Here is a 21,440-nt window from a genome sequence, read left to right as displayed (position 1 = left end):
CATGATCATGTATTACAATATAAAATCTGTATTATTACTGAAAATTAAGATTTATTGAATGAATAATAGGTTACATACGTCCAGTATACAGACAATGTATTGATATTATTTTTTATCTCTTGCAACCAGTATATATCTTTAAAATCAAATACATTTTCAGGCTTTTTCTCCAGAATTTCATCAATGTCTTTAGAAATTGAGATGATTTCGTCGTAGAGTGCTTCATTTTGCTCTTCAAGAGGATAGAGGTCTCCCACCAGGTCATAAACTTCACCTGCTTCCATAAAAAACAGATCCAATTCTCTTTCCGGATACTTTTCAAAGAAATCTTGTGTTTCCTGCCTGAATCCTGATATTACTTCTTTATCAATATCTGCCTGAGTTTCGAGATACTCTAAAAAATCGTTAAACTTCTTTAATCCTTTTTTAGAATCCCCTGTTATGATAATCGGAAGTTCAAAATTCCATATTTTGGAAGTAGACATTTGAGTTTCAGAACCTAAAATAATTTTATAGAATAAAGGGATTTCGTTTGCCCATTCCGATACATCACGGAATTGGGTTAATTCTTTGTTTGCGCTGTATAAATAGGCTCTGTTTGCCATTGGTTATTAGTTTTTATTAAAATTGTAGAATTTCAAATCTACGGATTGCATAAATATTTCACAAATAAAGTCTTACATATCAATGAAAAATTAATGTATATAATCCAACTATTGTGGAAAAAAATCAAGGTTTTGCATTTAACCAAAAAATTGAAATTTTCTCTTTAGCAATATATTGTTAAGCCGATATTGGATGACCTGTTTTTATATTTCCAATACTTTTGTTTCAGTATTTCGATACTTTGCCTTTAAGGTTTCAATTTTCTCTGCAAATTTTTTATGATTCTCTTCAATTTCTCCGGGATAAAAATCAAGCCAGCGGCTATGCTCTCTATACGCTCTTTGTCCATCAGCAAGCTGTTGTTGTCTTTTGGCTTCATTGGGGACCAAAATATTGTTGATGATTAATTCATGCGGCTTTAACATTTCAGAGATGGTATCAAAATCTTCAAAATTTGATCCTGTGTTGTAAATTACAATATTATCCTCTGAATTAATAATCTCTTTTGAGAGGAATTCAAGTTCATTCAGCTCGGAATCTTTTTCGGGATGATAATTGTTTTTCAGAAGAACGTCAGAAAAATCCACAATTTTAAAATGAGCAAATTCTGAATTTTTTATATCGGATTCATAAATTCTATAAGTTAAAATTACCTTTATTTTCTTTTTTGATGCTGATAAATTGTTTTCTATGATATTCATGAGTTTGTTTTTTTTTATTAAATCGACGTCCACATTGGCCGTCTTTATTGTGTATGAGACAGAGCGGTTTATCTTTTCCATATTAACCCAGAGGAGTTTTCCAATGTCCAGGTTCCAGGTTTCACGATCTTATTATTGGGTAGCAGTTCCAATATATCTTCTCTCATATCAACACCTGTAATGAAGCCAAGTTCGTTACTATGCGCAGCTTCAAGAAGTGAAAGAAGTTCCTCCCCTAACGAATCATCATCATGTTTCAAATTCTCCTTGTCCAGATAAAGATACTGAAGATCTTCATGAGTAAGCCAATTGGTAATTCCCATCCCAGCATTATGAAGAAAAGGGTTCCAATCATCAAGTTCATCCATAACTGAGCAGGCAAGTGTTTCTGGAGATAGTTTAAACTGTCGCATTACACCACCTTTTCCAAGAGGCAAATGTGGGAAAAAATCGGCACAGGTCTTAAAGATATAAAACTCAAAAAACTTACAAAAATCATAATGGATGTTTAAGTTATTTAAAAATTCTATCTGAGCATTATAATCTCCTATTTTTTCATATTCACTGTTTATTTTAAAAGTTTTGTCAAATGAGTTGGAGATTGAAACAATATTTTCAATGGTTTCATTAACGAGTTTAGACAAATGTACAGTACTTCCGGTGACATGAGATTTTAAGAATTCCTGACAATCGGCGGTTAAGTCTCCTGTTTCTCCTTTTAATGTGGGAACTATTTCTTTATAAAATTTTTTATCATCGAATAAATGTAGCGTGCGCCAATATCCCATTTGTGTTGTTTTTATTACGTTTGTATTATTTATAAAATTTTGATTATTGATATTTTAGCAGATTTTTAATATTCAATAACTGAAGTTGTTGAGCTCTACTTTTTAAACAGATTCTTAGCTACAACCAGTTTTTTCTCTGAGTGAAATTACTCTGAGCTCTCTGTCCGTAGAAACAATCAGATTTTCTTTATTTTGATCTAAATATAAGTCTTTTATTTCGGCGGATAAGTCTAATGTTAGTTCATCATTCATAGTTTGATGAAAGATATCAATCATTAATAATATTTTCCCTTTTCCGACAATAATTGTATTATCGTTTATAATTGATACACAACTGTGATTGTGTTGCGATTGATATTTTGAAATGTCAATTTCCCAATGTTTTTTCAGTTTTCTTTTCTTAAAAGAATAATATTCTGCGACATAAGGAAATGAAACGGCAAAATCATTTTGATGGAAGCTAAAACCACATGAAGCATTATTCCAGTCTTTGAAAAAACTATCAATATATGTAATATTTAAATCATCGTCAATTTTGTATAGCGTATAGAATGTTTCCTGATCGTAGCTTAAAAATGAAACCAGACTGTTATCCTTGCTTATTTTGGCTCGAATCGTTCCGTATTCCGCTTTTGATCTCTTAATAACTTTATAATCTTCTGAAAGCAAAACCAATTTCCGATTTTGAGAGCTTCCGATAAAGATTTTTTTGAGCGGTAAATATTCAATCTGGTCTAGATCTAAGCCGTTTTCAAGTTCAACAGAATTGAGTAAGCGGAATGTAATCTGGTCAACGATTAACAATTTATTGTCAGCAGTTGGAATGACTATATTGTCATTTTTATCAAAGCTGAAATTCCTGCTATGTGAAATATCTATTGCTGCAATCCTGTCAATCCGAAGCTCCTCATTCTCCAAGACATACTTGATGAGTTTATTTTTTACTGTTAAGCCAATGAAACAGTTCGGGCTGATCAAACTTTGTTTAAGAAAAAATATCCTTTCAAACTCGTAATGATCTATCGGAATATCCACAATTTGGTGCGATATCAAATCTGAATACTTTTCCTTAAAATGTTTCAGGATATTTTCGCGTCGCCCTTGTTTAGCTACATAATAAGGTGTTCGGCCGCCAATGTCTTCCTGCCAGGGACAGCCATTATTGTAGGCAAAATCAAAAACTTCAGGAAGGTCTAACCAGGATAATTTATGTAATAGGTTGCTTTTAAAATTATTACATCCATCTATTTCTATGTTGTGCTTAAGGTAAATTTTGATGCACTGAATACTTTTACATTCTAAATATTGAGGTTCTGTGAGATCAATTTTTGCTCCTTCGGACAATAACAAATCAACAATATCAAATTTATCCTGATTGGTGGCCAGATCAAGTTCTTTTTCATTCATTGTTGCTCCATGATCAAGGAGAAATTGAGCTATTTCGAGGTTATCCGCCCAGCATAAAGGTGTCGCAAATTTTCCACTTCTTTCGGCATTGACTTCAGCTCCGTTTTCGACCAGATATTTCACCATTTCAAAGTTTCCGTTTAATGAAGCAATGTGTAAAGGCGTATTGTCCATCCAGCCTTTAAGGAATATTTCGGAAGGATTTTGCTTTAAATACCTTATGGCGTCGTCGTTTTTCTTCTCTTTAATGAGCGTGAAGATTTCCGGTGTTTTTTTGTAATCTGTTTGGTAAATGTTCATCTTTAGTAATTGTATACAATACTCAAATATTTATGCGCCGCCATTCAAAACAGCATTGCAAAACGTTTTGAAATCGCCCAACTCAATTCCATCTTCCGGACTCATGAAAGGACTGTCATCATAGAATTCACATACCTGACCATACAATTCAGACCGTTTGTCACAACAGATGAAGAAAAATCCTCGCTCATTTCGATGACCTACATAAAGCCAAAAGACAGGTTTCCCTTCTTGATTGCCATTACATTTCATATCATCAATGGTATAATAAATCATCTGATATAAACCATAAATGTATTGATCTATTTTGAAAAAAGCGATACCCGAATTTTCTGTCTTCTCTATAAACCGAGCATAATCTTCCGGAATTGCAAGATGTTTATAGTCTTCATAAGGACAGTTATTGTAAAAACTTCTAAAAATATTTTCAAAAAAGTTTTCTAAATCAGCTTCCATAGAATATAATGTTCCTTCTGAGGCTAATCTGCTGTATATTTCATCCATTTTTTAATTTTATTTGAATATCCGTTATTTATCATACTTGGATTTTAACCACTAAGTGCACTAAAGATTTCACAAGGAATACAATAGTTGTGAGCTTAGTGGATAACCTTAGTGTACGTTGTGGTAAAAAAATAATCATGATTACTGCAAACAACATTTAATTATAGCATATTGCGGACAATCAGAAGTGATAAAAATTCATCAAAATGCACAACGGGAATTTGTGTATTAAAACCTAATACGATGTGAAAATACTAATTTCAAAGAAAAGCGAGAAATTTTATAAAGTTAAATACTAAACTAAGCTTTGTAATAGGAGTTATTTTAAGTACTGAAATTCAGATGATGTGGATTTATAATCCGTGCTCAGTAAGTGAATCGAAATTGAACCCATTAAAATATTTCTTCTCTGAAAACTCCTGTAAGTTATTGAAAAGCAATAAATTACACTTGATTACCTCTTCGGAGTGGTTGATTGAGGCTTCGGACTGCTTGAACGCCTCTTCGGAGTACTTGATTGTCTCTTCGAACTGCTTGATTCCCTATTCGAAATGATTGATTGGGCTAAGGAAGTACTTGATTGCTTTAACGAAATGCCTGATTGACCTATCGTATCAGTTGAATGCTACGACGAAGTGGTTTTTGGGATTATGTTGGAAACTTTGGTTATTTTTAGAACCAACCACCCAAAAATTTCTTTAAAATCTATCCAATGTATAAACAATGTATTCAAACTGGTCTAAAGCCATCTCTGTGAGGATCGGTATCAACTTTCGATTTAAATACATTCTCATTGGCTTATTTCGCGGAAAGTGCTCCTTCACTAATATCCGCAACCTGAATGCTTTTAAGGGCTGATTGGGTTGAAGACGTTGTACTTCCGCCGATGATGTATAATTTATTGTTATAGATTTCCGCAGCAGAATGTCTTCGTGGAATCATGTTGGATGATAACTGATGTAATTTATTGGTTTCTGTATCAAAATAAGCCAGAAAAGTTTGATTATTATAACCTCCTGCAATAAAAATCTTATTGCCGGATACCGCTAATGAATGACCGGATATCGCAGCAGGCATGGTATATTGCTCAGTCCAAAGATTTTTGTTAAGATCATACACATTAATCAGGCGGGAAGATGTACCATTAAAACCTCCAATGACATACAGTTTATCATTCACAATTTTGCCCTTTGTTTCTCTGGCTACGGGCATATCAGGTAATGGATGCCAGGTATTGGAAGCAATATCATAATATTGGAATCTGTTAGAAAATACAGTGGTTGCAGCATTGTTTAGTCCACTGCCTCCGAACACATATATTTTTCCGTTATGGATGGCAGAACCTGCATTTCCTGTATAGGCACGATTAACAGCTCCCTTCGTTATTTTATGAGTTTTAAGGTCTACAATTTCAAGATGGCTATTTCCCCAACCGTTAAAAATATAAATTTTATTTTCGTAAGTCTCCGAATTAGCGAACTTTCTGGGAAGCAGAGTAGAGCTGATGATACTCCAGCGGTTATCTTTAATACTGTATTTCTCCATAAAGTTGGCATTACCATCCGAGCTTTTATACCCATTGCTCACATAGATATTATCATCTACAATGACACTGCTTATACCTCCTCTGCCCATAGACATACTCGCAAGATGTTTAAAATTTAGGGTTTGTGCATTCGCGAAGAATAAGCCGAAAAGTGAAAGGAGGAATAGTTTTGTTTTCAAGGGTGGTGGGATTTGGTTTTAAAGATAGGGAAAAGTCATGGATTGTTAATTCGCGACATAGATTAGACAACATTGTTATCTAATTTAAAATTATTAGTTATTAGCTCTTACATATGGATCTTTATCTATAAGACTTTTTGTAGAAAGTCGTGATAATATTTCTGTAAACCCAAATCCCATTGTGCCATTAATTGCCCTTATCCAACCACTTACAAAAATATCTTCTATTCCATCATCATTGAAATCTGCTCTGAATTGTTCTGACAATGAAGTTTCAAAACCTGCAAACTCTAAGCTAAATTCAAATATTCCAGCCGAAACATGATATTTTATAATTCCTTTTTTTACTAATTCTCCAATTGATGCCCCTTCTTTTATATATTCACTTAATCCTCCTTCTACATCATATATAATGTTTGGAGATAAATAATCTAGCATATTTATTTCTATCCATGGATTATTAATAAATGAAACTTTAGGCATTTTTGCTATTTGTAGAGCTTCAATAAACTCTTGGAAAAATGTAAATGTATTTGACATTTTGATAGCATATGTTGTCATAGGATAAAATCCTTTTTTAGTAGCGTCTTTCCATTCATTTAATGTAGAAACATTAAATCGTTCATTTTTATCATTTTCTAATTCTAAATATTCAGCATCATTATATATCTTTAACTTGTCTAATAGGCCTTCAAAATTTGTGTCAAAATAAAATATATCATATATTTCATCGATGAACTCAATTCCTATTGGTAATTTTATTTCTTTCAAATTCCAATCTTTTTGTTCCGCTTCATATAGAATTCTTTTTAATTCTTTGGTATCTATAATTTTTGCTGAAAGTGCAGACTGAAGTTTAGAAATAATTAATCCCTTGTTTTTTTTTGTTTTGAGTCTTATGATTTCAGCTTTAACTTTTGGTTCAGCTTTTAAAGCAAGTGAAAGGTAATAAAGAGTAGTCTGCTTAATATAAAGATCATCACTTTTTCTTGAGTTACATTTGCTGTGAGAAGGAACTAAATTGTAAGTTTCATTAAGGTTGAAATTTTCATCCAATCCTAGATCCTTTTTAATTAAATCAAATTTTTCTTGCTTATTTTGAAGTGACTCTGGAAGGATATGATCAATTTGTAAATCTCCCCAATCTAATGCTTAACTGCAATAAAAACATAAAAAGTTGTGTGCAGTCCATATACTACTTCTGGTTATATTATCAAATGTCGTTTTACTCATTGTTTTTATCCTTGTGATTTATTAAATATATAAAAATAGTTGAAAACTGTATTACAAACAAAAAACCGCTCTATTTTTATAGAGCGGTTAGTATATTAAATTGTCTCAGCGACACGCTGTTACATCATTCCCGGCATTCCACCACCCATTGGCATAGCTGGCTCATCTTTTTTCACTTCAGTGATTACACATTCAGTTGTTAAAAGCATTCCAGAAACAGAAGCTGCGTTTTCAAGGGCAACTCTTGTTACTTTTGTAGGGTCGATGATACCTGCTTCAAGCATGTTTACATACTCGTCAGTTTTAGCGTTGTATCCGAAATCTCCGCTTCCTTCTGCAACTTTAGCAACGATTACAGAACCTTCACCACCTGCATTGGCAACGATTTGTCTCAATGGCTCTTCGATTGCTCTTTTTACGATTTTGATCCCTGTATTTTCGTCTGCATTTGATCCGGAAAGAGATTCTAATGAAGAAATCGCTCTTACTAAAGCAACACCACCACCAGCAACGATACCTTCTTCAACTGCTGCTCTTGTAGCGTGAAGTGCATCATCCACTCTGTCTTTTTTCTCTTTCATTTCAACTTCAGAAGCTGCACCTACGTAAAGAACGGCAACACCACCGGCTAATTTAGCTAATCTTTCCTGCAATTTTTCTTTATCATAGTCAGAAGTAGAAGTTTCCATCTGAGCTTTGATCTGAGCCACTCTGCCTTTGATTTTACTTTCTTCACCACCACCGTTTACGATCGTTGTGTTGTCCTTATCGATAGATACTTTCTCAGCAGTTCCCAACATATCCATAGTAATGTTTTCCATGGTGAAACCTTGCTCTTCAGAAATCACTGTTCCTCCTGTAAGGATCGCGATATCTTCCAACATTGCTTTTCTTCTGTCTCCGAATCCTGGAGCTTTTACAGCAGCAATTTTAAGAGAACCTCTTAATTTGTTTACCACTAAAGTTGCTAAAGCTTCACCTTCAACTTCTTCAGAGATAATTAATAAAGATTTACCACCTTGAGCAATTGGTTCAAGAACAGGAAGCAATTCTTTCATTGAAGAGATTTTTTTCTCAACTAAAAGGATGTATGGATTTTCCAGTTCAGCTAACATTTTTTCAGGATTCGTCACGAAATATGGCGATTGGTAACCTCTGTCAAACTGCATACCTTCTACAACATCAACCGTTGTATCGATACCTTTAGCTTCTTCTACAGTGATAACTCCTTCTTTACCCACTTTTCCGAAAGCTTCAGCGATCAAAGCACCAATAGTTTCGTCGTTGTTAGCAGATACAGAAGCAACTTGCTTTACTTTATCTGTAGAATCTCCAACAGCCTGAGATTGAGTTTTCAAGTTTTCAACAACTGCAGTTACAGCTTTGTCGATCCCTCTTTTCAAGTCCATTGGATTTGCACCTGCAGCTACGTTTTTAAGACCTTCTCTTACGATAGCCTGTGCCAAAACAGTAGCGGTAGTCGTACCGTCTCCTGCAATATCATTAGTTTTGGAAGCAACTTCTTTTACCATTTGTGCCCCCATGTTTTCTACTCTGTCTTCAAGTTCGATTTCTTTTGCAACTGAAACACCGTCTTTAGTTACGTGAGGTGCACCGAAAGATTTTTCGATTACCACGTTTCTACCTTTTGGTCCTAAAGTCACTTTTACTGCATTAGCCAATGCATCAACACCTCTTTTTAAAGCGTCTCTTGATTCGATATCGAATTTTATTTCTTTTGCCATTTTGATTAGATATTAGATGTTAGATGTCAGAAGTTAGACATTAACACTGGTTTTAATTTGATTTTAACTTAAATAAATCTGAAATCTGATGTCTTGTATCTGGAATCTTATCCGATGATTCCCAATAAATCTCCTTCTTTTACAATTAAATAATCCTTTCCTTCCAATTTCAATTCAGAACCTGAATATTTTCCATAAAGAACTTTGTCACCCACTTTTACAGTTGTAGGCTCATCTTTTTTACCTGGACCAACTGCCACTACAGTACCTTCCTGTGGTTTTTCTTTTGCGGTGTCCGGAATAATAATACCTGAAGCTGTCTTAGTTTCTGCAGCGATTGGTTCTACCAAAACTCTGTCTGCTAATGGTTTAAAGTTTACTGACATAATATATTTAATTTTTTAATTATTTCTGTGTTGAAATTCTCTAATTGTGTGCCATCGATTGTTCGTGACGGAAATGGCAGAATTTATTTTTCAGGGTGGAAATTTTGGCAGAAAAAAACCTCCGAATATTTTCGAAGGTTGGATTTTATTTTGTGCATTTTGAAGCATATTCGTCCAAAAGCGTTTCGTAAGGTTTCATTGCATAATCATGATCGATTTTCATAGCTGCAAAATTTTCCTGACCTCTGTCTTTAAGTTCTTTTCTTGCCTGATTTTTCAGTTTTATGCCTTCTCCTCTCGATGCTTTTACTTCTTTTTCCAAAGCTTTCATTCTTGTACTTAAAGCGTTAGAAAATGCAGGACAATCTTTTGTAACTTCAAATAAACCTTTCTCAAGTTTATCATCAATTTTGCCCATGTTGAAAAGATTGATCCTATTGATATCTATCAAAATATATCCATACTCATCATCCGGTTTTTTAACATAAGGAAGATATAGACTGCTTACATATTTATTATTTTGAAAAAAGGCGATATTAATTCCATAAAGATTTACTTTTCCTTCCTGTTCAAGAGGTAAAACAACAGTTTTATTGACGTCTATCACTTCATTGGAAGAATTGATGGTCTTTAGCTTCATTTTGTCGTACACAAGCTTTTCGGAGCCATCATTATTTAAAATGACAATTCTTTTTAGATCTTCAATTTTAATGATTTGTATTGCTGAGGTTTTTTCTTCTTTAAACTTAAATTCTTTAGTTTCAAATTTCAATTTTTTCTCTATACCACTTAAAAAGCCAACATCAGTTTCCACAAATCGGGGAGTCTGAAAATTTTGGAGAAATCCTGTTTTGATGTCGCCGTTTTCCATAATGATTTCTGCTCCTACAAAGGGTTTTCTGCCAAAATATAGATCAACCTGTGAAAAAGTTGAAATACAAAGCAAAAGAGAAAATAAGGTTATTAATTTCTTCATAAATTATAAAGTTTTATCTGGGACAAATCTAAAAAAAAAGTATCCAGATTCTGAATACTTTTTATAAATAAAATTTGATGTGTTTATTATTTTTTTCCTGCGGCCTGCATCGGATTTACCTTTCCGTTAGAAGCGCCTCTTGCATTTCCTCCTTCTTTTTGTTTGAACAGTTCAAACTTCGATACCTGTTCTGTTCCTCCGCTGTTGCTCCAGAAATTATTTGAAGTATCGATATCTGCGGTTTCTCTCATCGGATCAAGCTGAACAGATTTTAATTTTTTATCAAAATAATACGTTTTGGAAACTTTCTGTTCGTTCATTCTCCAGATTTGTGCTGAAGATTTATCCGTTAATTTTGTTCCGTCTTCGAAAGTAAATTCAAGAATAATTGGCATTACCAAACCACCTTTATTCACGAAATCGATCTGATAAGCCGTAAGATTTTTGAACTTGTCTTTTTCTTTCGGTGTTAAAGGCTCTGTTCCTTCAAATTTAGAAGTGTATTCTTTATTGCTGTCTACTTTTTCCTGACCTCTGTCGTATCTGTAATAAAAATCCTGTGCTTCTTTGTCTTTATCTACATAGAAAGTAATGTTTTTATCCTCTCTGTTCCTGATTTTTGAAATATCTTCAAATTCGTTCAGGGCAGGTTTGTCAACTTTATATTTGTTTTCTTTGGCTTCTCTTGGAGGTGTATTCAGATCGGGAGTTGCAATCGTCACTTTATCAATCGCGATATCTACAGGATCAGTTCCGTAGAACCATCCTCTCCAGAACCAGTCCAGATCTTCACCGCTGGCGTCTTCCATTGTTCTGAAGAAATCTGCGGGTTCAGGATGTCTGAAGGCCCATCTTTTCGCATAGGTTTTAAATGCTTTATCAAAAAGTTCTCTTCCCATGATTGTTTCACGAAGAATATTCAGTCCTGTTGCCGGTTTAGAGTACGCATTCGGACCAAACTGAACGATGTTTTCAGAATTCGACATAATGGGTTCCAGCTGATCTTTCGGAAGTTTCATGTAATCCACAATCGTCCACGCCGGACCTCTTTTTGACGGGAATTTATTGTCCCATTTTTCTTCGGTAAGGTATTCTACGAAAGTGTTTAGTCCTTCATCCATCCAGCTCCATTGTCTTTCATCAGAGTTGATGATCATTGGGAAAAAGTTATGTCCGACTTCGTGAATTACTACACCCAACATTCCATTTTTAATCCCTTCAGAATAGGTTCCGTCTTTTTCTGTCCTTCCGTAATTGAAGCAGATCATCGGATATTCCATCCCGTTTGCCGCTTCTACAGATTGTGCAACAGGGTATGGATAAGGAATAGTGAATTCTGAATACGTTTTGATCGTATGTGCAACGGCTTTTGTTGAATATTTTCTGTACAGACCGTAAGCTTCTTTTGGATAAAAGCTCATTGCCATTACTTTATTGTTGTTTTCCGGAATGGTAACGCCCATTCCGTCCCAAACAAATTTTCTTGAAGAGGTCCAGGCAAAATCTCTTACATCATTCGCTTCGAAAACCCAGGTTTTTCTTTGTTTTGAATGATTTTTCTCTGCTTTTTTAGCTTCATCCAACGTTACAATTTCTACAGGCTCCGTCGAAGTTTTAGATTTGTTATATCTAGATAATTGATCCGATGTTAAAACCTGATCATAGTTTTTACATTCCCCGGTTCCGCCCACCACGTGATCTGCAGGAACGTTCATGGAAACTTTAAAATTTCCGAAAACCAAAGCAAATTCTCCTCTTCCCGTAAACTGATGATTCTGCCATCCGTGGAAATCGCTGTACACGCACATTCTCGGATACCATTGTGTCATCGTGTAAAGATCGTTTCCGTCTTCCGGGAAGTTTTCGTAACCGCCACGTCCGCCCATTTTCATTCGGTTCGGAATATTATAATTCCAGTCCACTTTGAAAACCAGTTTTTCCCCTTTTTTAAGAACTTTAGGCAGATCAATACGCATCATCGTTTTGTTAACCGTATATTTTAAAGGATTTCCAGACGCGTCCGTTACTTTTTCAAGATTCACCCCATAACCATTGTCTGCAACAGGCAATTCGGAAACTTTCAACTGCTGATCTGTCGAAGCTTTCGGAAGAGTAGAGGAGTATGGAAAATCCGCTTTCTTTACCGTAGATTGTTGATTTTCATCCAACTGCAGCCAGATATAATCCAAATCATCCGGAGAATTATTGTAATAGGTAATGGTTTCGGAACCTTTTAAGTTTCTTTTGTCTTCATCCAGATAAGCCGTGATGTCGTAGTCGGCTTTATTTTGCCAGTAACCGTGACCCGGTGCTCCTGAGGCAGTTCTGTAAATGTTTGGAGTAGGAAGAATGGTTCCCAACTGTTCAAATTTATTTCCGTGGTTGCTCCCCGGGTTATTCTGAATATTTTGTGCGGTGAAACCTGTATACGCAAATACAGAAAGAGAAAGTATGGCAACTTTTAGTTTCATAACCGAGATTGTTTAAGGATTTTCAAATATAACAATAAGTAGCTGAAAAGTTGAAAATGTTTCAGCGTTAAAACGGAATTCTTTCCAATGTCATTTTCAATGATAAGGCAAATACTCCGGAAGAGACAAAAAGGATCCAGTCTTTCTGGTTTACCTTACATATTTTAAGTAAAATAAATAACAGAATTAAAATTCCAAAGACAATCGCAATCTGCCCTAGTTCCAGCCCGATATTAAAGCCTAAAAGCGGTATGGTAATACTCTGGCTTTTGGCAATCATGACTCTGGCGGTATTCGCAAATCCCATTCCGTGGATTAACCCAAAGATTAGAGCCAAATAATAACTGACTGTATTTTGTGACTGTTTTTTATTTTTCATTACAATATTTCCGAGAGCCGTCAAAACAATGGTGAGCGGAATTAAAAATTCCACCCAGGCAGAATTGATTCTTACAATATCAAAAATACTTAACGCTAAAGTGATGGAATGCCCGATCGTAAAAGCAGTGACAAGAATTAGGATTTTCTTTAAATCATTAAAAGAATATACCGCAATTAATGCCAATACAAAAAGCTGATGGTCTAATGCGTCTAAAGAAATAATATGTTCCCAGCCAAGGTTTAAATAGAATAAAAAATCCTGCATCATAATGAAAATATAAAGGCTTACGAAAATAATGATTAATTTCGGAACAAATTAAAATATTTAGGTTTATGAAATGCCTGTGGCTGTTCTTGCTTCCGATCTTTCTTTTGTGTTCCTTTACTAAAGAAAAACACCCTTACCATGTAGGTTCTGTAGAAATCAGTTACAATCAGAAATCAAAGACATTTGAAATTACAGGACGTTTTTTTTTGGATGATCTGGAAAACGGACTGAATAATAAATACGGCAAATCTCTTCATTTTAATGATCCTAAATTTAAAGTTCAGCTTAATGAGTCGCTTAAAAACTATTCTGCTGAATATTTTAAATTAAAAACCAACAATAAATTTTTAAATGTAAATTTTGTAGGCTACGAGGAAGATCATGAATCTGTAAATGTTTATCTGGAATCTGAAAAAGTTGACAGCCCTAAAAAAGTAGAAGCGGCGGTAAGTTTTCTGTATAATTTATTCGACGACCAGATGAATATTGTGCATATCATCGTCAACGGAGACAGAAGAAGTGAAAAACTGACGTATCCGAACCGATATCTATTCCAGCAGTTTTAATATGTATTTGATCAATCGAATTCATTAATCATCACCATTTATTTAAAAAACTTTTAATTCAGCCTTAAATAATATTAATTCGGTAATTTTGCGCCCTATTTTTAATTATGAAGATGAAGACGGCGATTACGGTATTCGGGATATTATGTTCTATAATGACATGGGCTCAGCAAGACAGTATCAGCATAAGTACTGACAGTCTGGAAGTACAAAAAGATTCAATCTTAATTTCCAACTCCGACGAGTCTGTTGCAGATCAAAATAAAAAAAACAATATCTGGAACCGATTAAAATATGATGTAAGTGCAATGGCCGGTGGCTTTGCCAATGCGTATACGCGCCCACTTTCCTGGGAGAAAAAAGATTATTTGAGATTGGGAGCTACTGCTGCTGCTGTTGGGGTGGCATATCTTGCAGATGAAGATATCAGTCGTACTTTAGTGAGGAACGAAGAACACGTTCCAAATGTTTTTAAAAAGTTTGGATGGTATTTTGGTAGCCCACAGATTAATTATGGTATTACTGGGGCTGTATATGTAACGGGGCTTTTAATAGATAATGAAAAACTAAGAAGAACGGGAGTGTTAATGATTACAGCAGCCAGTGTTACAGGTGCTGTTCAGCAGATTTCTAAATCAGCTACAGGTAGGGCAAGACCGATAGCGGGGCTTGGAAAACACTTTTTTAAGCCGTTTGGTAATGACATTGCTTACAGAAGTTTTCCTTCCGGCCATACCGTTCTTTCTACCACGACGAGTTATGCATTGTCAAAACAGTTTAAAAATCCATGGATAAAAGGAGGAATTTTAGCTGTGGGATCTATTGTTCCGATATCTCGGGTGGTTGATGGGGCACACTGGTTTTCGGATGTTACATTAAGCGCCATTATGAGTGTTGCTGTTGTAGAAGGAATCGATAAATTTCTGAAACGAAAAGAGAAATATGCCGAGGATAAAAAATATAATCTGGAACAGAATCTTAAAAGAAAAATCACCTGGAATATTAATGCCGGCCCTTTGGGAATGGGAGTTGTCGGACAGTTTTAATCTATTTTTCCAATTGTAAAAGCGCATTCACTCCTTTTGCGTGTTCTAATAAATCAGGAAAAAAATCATCATAGCATTCCTGAAGAAAGTCTTTATTCTTCAAAAAAGCTTCATGAACCGGAATATCCGTATGTAAATATTTTGCTTTATGAAGGACGTTCCGCATGCTGTAGCCGATATTTTTATCGTTGCGGTAATTATACAACCAGTCTTCATTTTCCATCCTTTCAAACATTATTCGGAAATTTTCGGGAAGAAACTCATAATGCTCATTAAGAACTTTATAGACGTGAAGAGAATGTGCTTTCCACTGTGCTAAAGAATTTAGAGATAAATCATTCGCAACAAAATAATCCATCGAAACATCCACAAAAGCTCCGGCGTACAATCTTACCAAAGGCGCAAAAACTTTTTTCGCTTCATGAATGGCCGGGTGAGAATCTGTAAAAGTATCTATGGCTCTGTGCAGGGTGATACCCTCCTGAATATCTTTCGGGAAAGAAAAACGGTCTCTGTTTTTAATGAAATCTTCCAAAAACTGACCAACAATCTGTCCGTTGCTAAAAGTCAGAAAAGAATGAGCCAAATAATTCATAAACGAATATAAAAATTTTTACACAAAGTTTTACCGTCTTTTACTGTTTCAACCCAGACTCCGTTTTCAGTTTCAGAATAGTTGAAATCGATCTTAGTTAAAACGATTTCTTTCTGCGAAAGGAGATGGACGGAAAGTTCTCCATCGTTTACGAGACATCTTAACTGAATCGGAAATGAAAATGGATTTTGTATCTGCAAATCTTTGTAACCGTAAACCACCGTACAATCCGAACCCAACGGTGCAAAACGCTCATGTTCTTTGTAAATATCCATCGAATGTGGAAATCTCTCAATAATTTTTAAACCTGACTGCAATGCCAGGAAATATAATATCGAGGAAAACTGACAAATTCCGCCGCCAAAATCACTCGAAATCTTGCTTTTAATTAAATTTCGACCTTCTTTAAAACGGTTTTTCTGAGTTGGTTTTCCGATTAATTTCCAGAATGAAAAAACTTCATTGGGCTGAATAACCAGATTATTGATTTTATTTCCGACAATTTTTAAATTATGAACTTTATTCTCATAAAATTCTCCTTTTTTAATACTTTGCTTAAGCTCAAGTTTGTGTTCACCAATATTTTCCGAACTGTAACTTTTTGGATAAGAATATTGTGTTTTTTGCTCATCAAAATACCGCTGCAATAGCTTTAACTGTAGTTTCCAGTGATGAGGTAAGTGTTTTTGAAGCAGCCGTTTCATATTTTTTCCAAAACGGCAATGTGGTAAGACGCCCAATTTTTCAGGAAAGTTCTACACAAAAGAATATCTAATGGTAGAAAATATTTTCTCAGATTTTTAGGGAATCTATGAATGGGAAACAATAAAACTCCGGTAGTATTTTTTAGTTTGAACTGATTTTCTGAAAGTTGCGAAATTTCCGAGGAAGTAAAGCTGTTATTCGCATGCCAGTCCTCCTGTGGAGAAACCACTTTTCGCCTGTTTTTCGTTGGATAATCAAATATTAAAGTTCCGTTTTTGCTTAATTTTTTGTGACATTCATTTAAAAAAGATTTCGTTTCTTCCTTACTTTGATGCATAATGACATGGAAACAAAAAATACAGTCGAAATCATCACGAAAAGGGATTCCGGAAATTTCTCCTTTGGATATAATTTTTTCAGGATGTTTTCGTTTAGCAACATTCAGCATTTCTTCACTAAAATCCGTTCCGTGAGTGGCAAAATTTAATAATCTTCCTGTTCCGCAACCCAAATCCAGAACCTTTGAATATTTTTTATTTCTAAAGAAAGAAGTTAAAAATTTTCTTTCCTGCTGATCAATATATTTCCCGTAAGAATTCCCAAACCGATTTTTGTCGTAGGTTTCTGCGAGATTATTATAATATTCAAGGATGCTGGTTTTCATGGTTTAAAACAGTCTTTCGTGGAAATCTTCAATTTTGCTCACTTCTTCAATTTTGATTCCGAATTTTTTCTTTGGAAGTTTATTTAAATTAGAAATGAAAATTTTCTCGTAACCCAATTTTTCAGCTTCTGTAATTCTTTGTTCCGCCTGTGCAATAGGACGGATTTCTCCACTCAAACCAATTTCTCCCGCAAAACAATAGTGTTCAGAAATCGCAATGTCTTCATTGGACGAAAGAATTGAAGCGACAACTGCCAAATCCAAAGCCGGATCATCGGTTTTTATTCCTCCCGTGATGTTTAGAAAAACGTCTTTGGCACCCAGCTGGAAGCCCGCTCTTTTTTCCAGAACAGCAAGAAGCATGTTTAATCTTTTGGCATCAAAACCTGTTGAACTTCTTTGCGGAGTTCCATACACTGCGGTACTCACCAATGCCTGAATTTCTAATAGCATCGGTCGGTTTCCCTCCAAAGTTACCGCCACGGAATTTCCGGAAAGTTCTTCGAATTTCTTTGTAATTAAAATTTCAGAAGGATTTTTAATTTCCTTTAAGCCCTGAGAAATCATTTCATAAATTCCAATCTCGGAAGTCGATCCGAAACGGTTTTTATTGGCTCTTAATAATCTGAAAAGGTGATTTCTGTCGCCATCGAAATTCAAAACAACGTCTACCATGTGTTCCAAAACTTTTGGTCCTGCGATTTGTCCGTCTTTGGTAATATGTCCTACTAAAAATACAGGAACATTGTTTTCTTTGGCATATTTTATAATTTCATTGGAGCATTCACGGATTTGCGAAACCGTTCCGGGAGAACTTTCAATCAGTTGAGACTGTAGGGTCTGAATAGAATCGATAATGACAAAATCCGGCTCTAATTTTTTAGCTTCGTGAAGGATTTTTTCCAGATTGGTTTCCGTAAAAAGAAAACAGTTCGGATTTTGGATATCCGTTAATCGGTCGGCTCTCATTTTAATTTGGGATGCACTTTCCTCACCGGAAACATAGAAGACTTTTTTCTTCATTTTTAAAGCCAACTGAAGAAGAAGAGTAGATTTCCCAATTCCGGGTTCACCGCCAATTAAAGTAACAGATCCTAGAACAATGCCTCCACCCAAAACACGGTTGAGTTCTTCCGAAGGAGTCTTTATTCTCGGTTCTTCATTGGTTTCAACTTCTACTATATTGATAACATGCTGCTTCGTTTTAGAAAAAGGCGGTGTCTTGTGTGAAGAGGTTGTTTTTTCTACAATTTCTTCCACCAAAGTATTCCATTCTCCACAGTTTTTGCATTGCCCCATCCATTGTGGGTACTGGGTTCCGCAATTCTGACAGAAATATGCTGTTTTTAATTTTGCCATACTGCGAATTTCAAAATTTTTTTTGAATTTTTGTTACTTTTAAGTTATGAAAAATGTTTTCCTGAAAAGCTTTGTGATTTTTATAGTGATGAGCCTTCTGAATGCTCAGTTTATAGATTGGTCTTTAAGTTTTGTAAAAAAGCATTCAGGAGGAATTGGAATGGCTCCAATTGCGGTTTTCATTGAATGTCTAATCGCTTCTGCAATAGGTTTTGTAACAGTTTTAATTTTCAGAAAAACTTATTCCTCAATTTTAAAAATTGCAGTTTTATTTGAGATTATATATTTAGTTACTATAACTATTTCAGGTGCAAATCCTTTTCTATATTTTTTAGGTGATAATGAAATGGCGCTTTTGGATTTTTTATTGTATTTAAATTCATTAATCGTTTTATTGATTATGTATTTGCTTCATTTACTCTATTCAAAAATAATTTCATTACAATCAAAATAATACCATAGATCAATGCGAGACTTTAGTATTCAACATAAATTTGTCAAATAAAATAAATAATATATACAATGAAAAAGATATTTCTAACTTTTGTATTTACCTTAATAAGTATGGTAAGTTTTGCACAGAACGTATGGGTAGTAGATCCGATGCATTCTTCTGTTAATTTTAATATCAAACACATGGGCATCAGCTTTGTGCAGGGTAGATTTGATAAGTTTGACGGGAAAGGAGTCATCAACGGGAATACTCTTGATAAGGCAGAACTGAGCTTTAATGTAGATGTAACCACCATCAACACAGGAGTTGAAATGAGAGATAAGCATCTGAAAAGTGCAGATTTTTTTGATGCAGAAAAATTCCCGAAAATGAATTTTGTAACAGGCTCAATTACAAAAGAAAAAAATAATACATATATCCTGAAAGGAAAACTGACGATAAAAGATGTCACTAAAGAAATCAGTGTTCCGGTAACCTTCGGCGGGGTGACAAAAAACCAGCAGGGAAAAGAGGTGATGGGTATTCAGACAACATTTAAAGTAAACCGTTTAGATTATAATATCAAATATGATCCAACGGGAGCAGGTGTGGCTAAAGACGTTGACGTTAACTTATACTTTGAGTTAATTAAGCAATAGTTTTCATATATAATTTGGTTTAGGAAAAGGTTTTCAAGTTTTTGGAAACCTTTTTGTTTTAATAATGAATTTTTCTTGTGATCCAAAATTGAAAATCCACAATTTATAAAAATTATGGACTTTTGGTTGATTAATTTTAAGCAGATGCTAAATAAGACAAACCCCAAAGACAAAGTCTGTGAGGCTTATATTAACATTGGATTTTAAAATTTAAATATTCTTACTTACGAATTCAATTTCCCTGAAGAAACCGTAAAAATTCCAAAATCGTCGATCAGCATATTTTCCTTTTGAATATTGTTAAAAGTAAATATTCTGTCAAGTTCCTTTTGTGAGCGCCTTCTCATAATCCAGTCTTTGTTTTGATGATTATTTAAAACATAAGCAATCATCTTCAGTTGCGGATGCCACGGTTGCCCGGTATAAACCACGAAAGAATTTTTTTCTGAAATAGAAACAATTCCCTGAACAGCTTTACTGGTCATCTCATTGTCTCCGAAAAGTTCAAAAATCCCTGAGACGATTGTGATATTAGGTTCAAAATTAAGTTTCTGATAAGTTGCAGGATCAAAACAGTCCAAATTGGTAAAACGGATATTCTGATAATTTTTGTTTTTGATAACCCTTTCCCCAATTTCGATATTTGCCTGTACAAATTCGTTGATCACAACTTCTGCTTCAGGATATTTTTCTTTGATGTCAAATAAATAATTTCCGGTTCCTCCGGCAATATCAAGAATTTTAACCGCTCTTCCTTCCCGCTTTAACTGCTGAATTTTTTCTTCTAAAATTTGAATCAAATGTTGCTTTCTAATCCTGATTCCTCGCCAGCCAATCGCCTCCAGATAATTTTTATCCATTATCTTCCCGAAACCTAATTTTCCGTTAGGCTGATTATGATAAACATAATCCAATGAAGCTCCGGAATCAAAACCATATTTCAGACCAATCGCCATTCCGTTGCTGATCTTTCCAATTTTACTTAATGAAAATTTTTGAAGTTTAAAATTCAGGTTGTTATCAACATTATTTTGTAAATCCTGATATTCTTTTACCGAAAATTTGTCAGGCGAAAGTGAAGGCGTTCTCTGAGTTTTATTGAAACATTTTTCTGCAAAATCTACAATTTTATCATACACCATTTCTTTTCCGGTATCAAATAAAATTCCGTGGAAGAAATTAGGTAGAACTTCATAATGTTTTAAATCCGTATCTAATTTATCATGAAAAATTTTCTGATCTTTATTAAAAACCACATGATCTTTTTCTGCGGCCAAAATCAAAGTCGGGGTATCGATTGCTTCGGCATCTTCAACCATTCTTTTTCCTGCTTTGGCAAGATCAATTAGTAATTCTGCATCAATCGATCTTGAAATCAACGGATCGGTATCGTAAGCTTTTTGCTGTTCAGGATCGTGGGTCAGCATTTTTGATTTTACATAACTTTTTATGATTAATCCTTTTTTTAATTTAGTCCCCAAAGTAATCATTTCGTTGGCTAAAGGAACAATGAGATTAATTCTGAATGCCGGTGCCAATAAAGCCATTCCTGCAATCTGTGGAGCAAAATCGTGAGCCCAGGCCGATGCCACAACCCCTCCGATACTGTTGGCAACGACAAAAATATCCTGAATTTTCACTTCATATTTCGTCTGTAAAAACTTAGCAAACGCGTCCAGATCACGAACGTAATCCATAAAAATAGAAGATGTTTTGGTCTTGGTATGACCGTGACCACGAAGGTCAAACGCAAAAATATTATATTTAGAAAATTGAGGGGATTGTGCGATGTCATTCAGTCTTTCAGAATGTTCATGACCACGATGGATCATGATGATATTTTTTTGCTCAGGCTGAAAATTCCATTCACGATAAAAAATTTCATTGCCGTCAAAACTTTTAAAAATTCCGCTGTTCATAAA

Annotated in this window: 21 protein-coding genes; 4 read left to right on the top strand and 17 right to left on the bottom strand. The window is 34.6% G+C overall.

Translation table 11 applies throughout. The features are described 5' to 3' along the window. Positions 1-44: 44 nt before the first annotated feature. From BUA89_RS07810 to BUA89_RS07755, 12 genes are all read right to left on the bottom strand, one after another. The gene (locus tag BUA89_RS07810; RefSeq protein WP_072955279.1) at positions 45-605 is read right to left on the bottom strand and encodes a DUF7822 domain-containing protein; all 561 of its coding nucleotides are present in this window, start codon (positions 603-605) and stop codon (positions 45-47) included. Positions 606-809: 204 nt separating this feature from the next. Continuing rightward, on the bottom strand, positions 810-1,307 hold the full coding sequence (locus BUA89_RS07805; RefSeq protein WP_143152288.1) for a hypothetical protein: 498 nt from the start codon (positions 1,305-1,307) through the stop codon (positions 810-812). Positions 1,308-1,375: 68 nt separating this feature from the next. Next, positions 1,376-2,095, bottom strand: coding sequence for a hypothetical protein (locus BUA89_RS07800; protein ID WP_072955272.1), 720 nt, complete (start codon positions 2,093-2,095; stop codon positions 1,376-1,378). Between the two features lie 114 nt (positions 2,096-2,209). Then, entirely contained in the window at positions 2,210-3,802 is a 1,593-nt protein-coding gene (locus BUA89_RS07795) for an ankyrin repeat domain-containing protein (protein ID WP_072955269.1), read from the bottom strand. Positions 3,803-3,832: 30 nt separating this feature from the next. Then, the gene (locus BUA89_RS07790; RefSeq protein ID WP_072955266.1) at positions 3,833-4,306 is read right to left on the bottom strand and encodes a hypothetical protein; all 474 of its coding nucleotides are present in this window, start codon (positions 4,304-4,306) and stop codon (positions 3,833-3,835) included. Between the two features lie 798 nt (positions 4,307-5,104). Then, on the bottom strand, positions 5,105-6,031 hold the full coding sequence (locus BUA89_RS07785; RefSeq protein ID WP_143152287.1) for a Kelch repeat-containing protein: 927 nt from the start codon (positions 6,029-6,031) through the stop codon (positions 5,105-5,107). Positions 6,032-6,124: 93 nt separating this feature from the next. Continuing rightward, a complete protein-coding gene (locus BUA89_RS07780) occupies positions 6,125-7,087 on the bottom strand; it encodes a hypothetical protein (RefSeq protein WP_072955260.1) in 963 nt (320 codons plus the stop codon). Positions 7,088-7,383: 296 nt separating this feature from the next. Next, complete coding sequence (gene groL, locus BUA89_RS07775; protein WP_072955257.1) at positions 7,384-9,009, bottom strand: chaperonin GroEL; 1,626 nt, start codon at positions 9,007-9,009, stop codon at positions 7,384-7,386. Positions 9,010-9,116: 107 nt separating this feature from the next. Beyond that, a complete protein-coding gene (locus tag BUA89_RS07770) occupies positions 9,117-9,395 on the bottom strand; it encodes a co-chaperone GroES (protein ID WP_039369684.1) in 279 nt (92 codons plus the stop codon). A 145-nt stretch (positions 9,396-9,540) separates the two neighbouring features. Continuing rightward, a complete protein-coding gene (locus BUA89_RS07765; RefSeq protein ID WP_072955254.1) occupies positions 9,541-10,371 on the bottom strand; it encodes a hypothetical protein in 831 nt (276 codons plus the stop codon). An 86-nt stretch (positions 10,372-10,457) separates the two neighbouring features. Beyond that, entirely contained in the window at positions 10,458-12,842 is a 2,385-nt protein-coding gene (locus BUA89_RS07760) for a M1 family metallopeptidase (protein WP_072955250.1), read from the bottom strand. Between the two features lie 67 nt (positions 12,843-12,909). After that, the gene (locus BUA89_RS07755; RefSeq protein ID WP_072955794.1) at positions 12,910-13,488 is read right to left on the bottom strand and encodes a HupE/UreJ family protein; all 579 of its coding nucleotides are present in this window, start codon (positions 13,486-13,488) and stop codon (positions 12,910-12,912) included. Between the two features lie 68 nt (positions 13,489-13,556). On the opposite strand from BUA89_RS07755, the gene BUA89_RS07750 reads away from it, so the two are divergent. After that, entirely contained in the window at positions 13,557-14,057 is a 501-nt protein-coding gene (locus BUA89_RS07750; protein ID WP_072955247.1) for a DUF6702 family protein, read from the top strand. A 107-nt stretch (positions 14,058-14,164) separates the two neighbouring features. Further along, the gene (locus BUA89_RS07745) at positions 14,165-15,103 is read left to right on the top strand and encodes a phosphatase PAP2 family protein (RefSeq protein WP_083531634.1); all 939 of its coding nucleotides are present in this window, start codon (positions 14,165-14,167) and stop codon (positions 15,101-15,103) included. Position 15,104: 1 nt separating this feature from the next. Here BUA89_RS07745 and BUA89_RS07740 read toward each other — a convergent pair whose 3' ends face one another. Genes BUA89_RS07740 through radA form a run of 4 tightly spaced genes read right to left on the bottom strand, consistent with a single transcriptional unit; the run spans position 15,105 to position 18,426 of the window. Then, positions 15,105-15,698 carry an acyl carrier protein phosphodiesterase gene (locus tag BUA89_RS07740; RefSeq protein ID WP_072955242.1) on the bottom strand — a complete coding sequence of 198 codons (594 nt, stop codon included), beginning with the start codon at positions 15,696-15,698 and terminating at the stop codon, positions 15,105-15,107. Continuing rightward, entirely contained in the window at positions 15,695-16,402 is a 708-nt protein-coding gene (locus BUA89_RS07735; RefSeq protein WP_072955239.1) for a VanW family protein, read from the bottom strand. Before BUA89_RS07735 ends, BUA89_RS07740 begins: the two co-directional genes overlap by 4 nt. After that, positions 16,399-17,067: a class I SAM-dependent DNA methyltransferase gene (locus BUA89_RS07730; RefSeq protein WP_072955235.1), complete on the bottom strand. Its 669-nt coding sequence runs from the start codon at positions 17,065-17,067 to the stop codon at positions 16,399-16,401. Before BUA89_RS07730 ends, BUA89_RS07735 begins: the two co-directional genes overlap by 4 nt. A gap of 3 nt (positions 17,068-17,070) precedes the next feature. Next, entirely contained in the window at positions 17,071-18,426 is a 1,356-nt protein-coding gene (gene radA, locus BUA89_RS07725; protein ID WP_072955232.1) for a DNA repair protein RadA, read from the bottom strand. Between the two features lie 46 nt (positions 18,427-18,472). Between radA and BUA89_RS07720 the strand changes: the two genes are divergently transcribed. Together BUA89_RS07720 and BUA89_RS07715 are read left to right on the top strand one after the other, a co-directional pair. Further along, complete coding sequence (locus BUA89_RS07720; protein ID WP_072955229.1) at positions 18,473-18,880, top strand: hypothetical protein; 408 nt, start codon at positions 18,473-18,475, stop codon at positions 18,878-18,880. 68 nt (positions 18,881-18,948) lie between these two features. After that, entirely contained in the window at positions 18,949-19,518 is a 570-nt protein-coding gene (locus BUA89_RS07715; RefSeq protein ID WP_072955226.1) for a YceI family protein, read from the top strand. Between the two features lie 224 nt (positions 19,519-19,742). On the opposite strand, the gene BUA89_RS07710 is transcribed toward BUA89_RS07715, so the two are convergent. Further along, complete coding sequence (locus tag BUA89_RS07710) at positions 19,743-21,437, bottom strand: bifunctional alpha/beta hydrolase/class I SAM-dependent methyltransferase (protein WP_072955222.1); 1,695 nt, start codon at positions 21,435-21,437, stop codon at positions 19,743-19,745. Positions 21,438-21,440: the final 3 nt, after the last annotated feature.

This window comes from Chryseobacterium arachidis (genome assembly GCF_900129245.1).
Classification (GTDB): Bacteria; Bacteroidota; Bacteroidia; order Flavobacteriales; family Weeksellaceae; genus Chryseobacterium; species Chryseobacterium arachidis.
The sequence above is the reverse complement of the archived record's forward strand: the minus strand, read 5'-3'. Positions and strand labels throughout refer to the sequence as shown.